Genomic DNA, 4493 nt, shown 5'->3' on the forward strand with positions numbered 1-4493 from the left:
GACCAATGACCAATGACCAATGACCAATGACCAATGACCAATGACCAATGAACCAACTTGTTAATCAAATGCTTCTTGGTACAGTTGCTTTTACAGTCAGTGTGGGTGTGGGATTGTTCGTTAACCCCAACAAAGCCTTGGTTAATGGAGTCGTTACCGTTGTGGCAAGTTATGCTGGCGTTACTGTAGTGGATAGGCGACGCCTCCAAGCAGAAAAACAGCGCAAAAACGCTTTACTCAATCAAATCCAAGAATTTGAGGAAGCAGAAAGCCTGCTGTATGAATCACTCATCCAGGGAAGGGAAACACAACATCAACTCGAAGCCAGTATTAATGCATTACAAACTGAACGAAATCAGCTTCTGAATCGCGTGTCTGAACTGCATAACCAACGCAATAGCCTGTATCAAGAAATCCGTGAAATTCAACAGCACAAGCAGGAACACCTAGAGGAAGTGAGTATTCTGCGATCGCAAATTCAGCAGATAGAGAAACACCAAAGCGAACTGAATCAATCCCTTTGGGCAAAAACTGCCCAAATCCAGCCAGCGGAAACTCGCTTAAATCACTTACATGCTGAACTCGAACAGCTTCAAACTGAAATAGCCGATAAACTGCATCAACACGAACATCTTAGTCAAGACTTAGCCGAACTGGAACACCGTAAGCAAGACTTAGGCGGCGAAGCTTACGACTTACATACCCAAATTCAAGCCTTAAAGCAACGTTTAGAGCAACTGAATCAAGCTTTTTTGTCCTTACGAATACAGCAACAGCGAATGCAGGAAAATCTCACTCCGCTCAAATCAGAATTGGAACAAATGCAGCAACAACTTACCGAAAAACAGCAACAACAAAAGCAAGTCAATCAAGATTTGACGCGATTAGATCAGCTTAAACAACAGTTAGAATCCGATTATGTCGCTCTGCAACAGCAAATGCAAACCCTAGGAGTACAGAAGTTAACAGCAACTGAAACAGTCTTACCCATACTTGAACTTAATTTATCCGTAATTTTACCACGAGAATGGCAAAATTTGATAGAATTCACCCAACAGCTTAGTCAGGATGAACGAATGGCATTTCAAGCAATTTTGGCAGAAGATAATGTCACTTTAAATCAAATTTATAATCAAAAAGGTATCAGGTCACAGGATTTAATTCAATCCCTTAATCAGAAGTCTATTTCCGTCCTCGGAGATTCCCTATTTTTTAGCGATAGTACCTCAGTTACTCCTCAACTCCATAAAGACTATAGTTCAGCATTAAAAGAACCAACATCTATTTATTTTAAAGACTTAATTGGACTTAATTATCGTCAAAGAACAGGGAACAGGGAACAGGGAACAGTAAGGGTTTGAGGGTAATTAGCAAAACTTAATACAGTACCGTTTTCTTTTGTCCGACTACTTGCTAAGTTACGTTCTATCATGTCAGTTTGTGTAGCAGCGATTTCAATCGCCTCCTCAAAAGGGGGTGGCTTCAACATTAATACGGCTCAATCCAATTGACTAAATCCGTCATATCTGTAAAATCCAATAAAGCCTCACTTAATTCATCTAAAGCTGTTGCCGATAAACCATTAATTCGGGATTGCACATCCGGAGTAATTTCACCAATTCGGCGAATCAATAAACGGTTAATCATCGCTAACTTTTCCTGCATTCTTCCTTGTTGTACTCCTTCCTGTAAACTTTGTTCCACTCGCTCAACTCCCCAAGGTAAAAGAGTCCCTGATTCGTCCCACCACCGTAACCAATAGCAGGTTATTTCCGCCTTAGTGCCGTACCAAACTCCCAAATATAAACCCATTGCGGCAATCCAGTAGCGTCCATTGGCATCGGGTTGTCGCAGTTCATAATGTCCGGCTACTAAGTCATGGACTTCTAATGTGTCATCATTGGGGTTAAAAATAACATAAATTGGGACTTGCAAAATCCGCTCATAAAAATACCATTTTCCATAGGGATAAGTCGATTTCGCTGAGTATTCTCCCTGTTCAGTCTCAGAGAGAAACCCCATAACAATGGCTGGAATATCTCCCTCTGCATGAGGGGTATAACTGCGACGAATGACTTCTGGCGCGATAGGTAACACATTGGGAACATAAAACCAGTCTGGTGCTTTGACCACTATTTTTCCGTCCACCGTGGCACAAATAGCAAAGTTGGAGGCGAATAGCATGGAGGAGGTGATAAAGCCAGCGATTTCTAGAATCTCTCGCAGTGCTGATGCGAGTAAGGGATGATAAATATTCTCCACAGGTTCATCGGGTAAGTGAAAATCATCAGGCAGTTTTTTCCATTCAATCCTGTAGGATACTTTTGGCGGTGTGAGTTGAGATTGAATCATATCACTCATTGTGAATAATACTGGCAGAAATCAAAGCTTTGGCGCAGTGATACTGATTTGGGATAAGCAGGGGTTTGGTTGAAATGTAATCGGTGATACCCACGCAGAAAGTGGCTAAACCCATCTTGATAAACCCCACCTTTTATTACGATACGTCAGTCTTAACCGGAAACTGAGTCGTTCTTGTCATATTTCGTTACTAAACGGTAGACTGGAGTGCAACAGCTATCACCCCATCGATTATGCTTCAGGCATTATTATTTGATTTAGACGGCACCTTAGCGGATACTGACTCTATCCATTTTCAGACGTGGCAAGATATCTTGCGCGAGTATGGCTTAGAGTTTGATCACGCCTTCTACCAAACTCATTTTAGCGGTCGTCTCAATGCGGCGATTGTCAAGGATTTATTACCCCATCTGTCTCTAGAAGCAGGAAAACTGTTAGGGGATTATAAAGAATCAGAATATCGGAAACGTGCTGCTCAACAATTGAAACCTTTAGGCGGATTGCTAGAGGTGTTAGATTGGGCAAATCAAAAGCAACTGAAGCAGGCGGTGGTGACAAATGCACCGAAAGATAATGCCCAATTTATGTTGCAAGTTCTCGGTTTAGATAAGCACTTTACCACCGTTGTTTTAGCGGAGGAACTGGAAAAGGGTAAACCTGATCCCATACCTTATCAGGTGGGGTTAGAATTATTGGGTGTATCCCCGGTTTCCGCCGTGGCGTTTGAAGATTCCTTAACTGGTGTTCGTTCCGCCGTCGGTGCGGGAATTTTAACGATTGGTGTGGCGACGACTCATGAACCACAGGCGTTAATGGCGGCGGGGGCGGAGTTGGTGGTTAATGATTTGACTGACCCCAAGCTGGAAAATTTACTCCATTGTTTTGGGCGGGAAATGAACACTATCGCATTGTGACAGAGGAGATAGTGATTGTCTGATAACTTGAGTTAACTTATGATACGTCAAACACAAGGAGCAGGCTTTAAACTTGCCGCTACTGCCATTATTTGGGGATTTGCCACGGGAATGCTAGGGATTTGCATTCCATTAGTTTCGATGACTGACAGTGGTGTTATTTTACCATTAGCGGTGATTATAGGAGCCAGTTTCACGACTGCTGTCGTTTGGTTATCGTTCAATCGAGTATCTAGAAACACAGTGGAGTTGAGCAACAATGTTGAGTCGTTAAAGGAACAGGAAGCGACTTTAGAAACTATTGATAACAATGAAAAGGAAAAGTTTGATGATCAGAATAGGATAAAGCTACTGGAACCGAGAGACAATAGTTAGAAAATAATTACCTGCAAACGGATCATGGACTGGATTACTTTACTGCGATCGCAACAAAGCGATTTTCGCCGCGCTATCATAGCCTGAATCCAGTCGGAAAAAGAGCGGTTAGGACGCATCATTTATGTAGAGACGCGCCATGGCGCGTCTCTACAACAGTGCCATTGAGCCAAGATTCCCTCAATTTATTTTTGCCTGTATCGTAGATCACTCGACATAAATTCTACTCTATTAGACTTGGTACGATAAGCAGCATAATGATTACTCAGGGAAGTATCTGTATGCCAAAATCCAACCCGCCACCCTCGCTGAAACGAGAATTGGATGTTCGGGGTGCTATCCTCGTCGGACTGGGTTCGATGGTGGGAACCGGGGTATTTGTCAGTATTGGTATCGCCGCCGGAGTCGCTGGAACATCGGTAATCTTAGCTGTTGCGATCGCAGCTTTACTCGCCGCCTGTAATGGGTTAAGTAGCGCCCAACTCGCGGCAAATCATTCCGTTAGTGGCGGAACTTATGAATATGGGTATCGCTATCTTACCCCTTGGCTGGGCTTTACGGCGGGTTGGATGTTCCTCTTGGCGAAAACAGCATCAGCGGCGACGGCGGCTTTGGGGTTGGCGGGTTATTTGTTAAATGCGTTGCGTCTGGATGCGACTCAATGGTTAGTTCCCATGGCGCTGGTTACAGTAGTTATCTTGACGCTAATTGTCTTAGGGGGAATTCGCCGTTCTAACCTAACCAACCTAATTATCGTTTCCATTACCCTACTCTCGCTGATGATCTTTATCATCACGGGTTTACCTCACATTACCCCTGAGAATTTTACCCCCTTTTTCCCCA

At 43.4% G+C, this 4493-nt stretch carries 5 protein-coding genes; 4 read left to right on the top strand and 1 reads right to left on the bottom strand.

Going from position 1 to position 4493, the window contains the following annotated elements; genetic code table 11:
* Positions 1–47 precede the first annotated feature (47 nt).
* On the top strand, positions 48–1361 hold the full coding sequence (locus ACLFWI_RS27325; protein WP_446415548.1) for a hypothetical protein: 1314 nt from the start codon (positions 48–50) through the stop codon (positions 1359–1361).
* Positions 1362–1488: 127 nt separating this feature from the next.
* On the opposite strand, the gene ACLFWI_RS27330 is transcribed toward ACLFWI_RS27325, so the two are convergent.
* Positions 1489–2352 carry a DUF4351 domain-containing protein gene (locus ACLFWI_RS27330; protein WP_446415552.1) on the bottom strand — a complete coding sequence of 288 codons (864 nt, stop codon included), beginning with the start codon at positions 2350–2352 and terminating at the stop codon, positions 1489–1491.
* A gap of 242 nt (positions 2353–2594) precedes the next feature.
* Between ACLFWI_RS27330 and ACLFWI_RS27335 the strand changes: the two genes are divergently transcribed.
* The 3 genes from ACLFWI_RS27335 to ACLFWI_RS27345 all read left to right on the top strand — a co-directional run.
* Positions 2595–3275, top strand: a complete 681-nt coding sequence (locus ACLFWI_RS27335; RefSeq protein WP_446415549.1) for an HAD family hydrolase — start codon at positions 2595–2597, stop codon at positions 3273–3275.
* A 39-nt stretch (positions 3276–3314) separates the two neighbouring features.
* The gene (locus ACLFWI_RS27340; RefSeq protein WP_446415550.1) at positions 3315–3650 is read left to right on the top strand and encodes a hypothetical protein; all 336 of its coding nucleotides are present in this window, start codon (positions 3315–3317) and stop codon (positions 3648–3650) included.
* 281 nt (positions 3651–3931) lie between these two features.
* Positions 3932–4493 (top strand): APC family permease (locus tag ACLFWI_RS27345; protein ID WP_446415551.1); only part of this gene is annotated, 562 nt, incomplete at its 3' end.

The organism is Coleofasciculus sp., from assembly GCF_046539235.1.
Classification (GTDB): domain Bacteria; phylum Cyanobacteriota; class Cyanobacteriia; order Cyanobacteriales; family Coleofasciculaceae; genus Coleofasciculus.

Coding starts and splice junctions, on each gene's coding strand:
- ACLFWI_RS27330 (WP_446415552.1), bottom strand. CDS start 2,352: ATGATTCAATCTCAACTCACACCGCCAAAAGTATCCTACAGGATTGAA.
- ACLFWI_RS27335 (WP_446415549.1), top strand. CDS start 2,595: ATGCTTCAGGCATTATTATTTGATTTAGACGGCACCTTAGCGGATACT.
- ACLFWI_RS27325 (WP_446415548.1), top strand. CDS start 48: ATGAACCAACTTGTTAATCAAATGCTTCTTGGTACAGTTGCTTTTACA.
- ACLFWI_RS27340 (WP_446415550.1), top strand. CDS start 3,315: ATGATACGTCAAACACAAGGAGCAGGCTTTAAACTTGCCGCTACTGCC.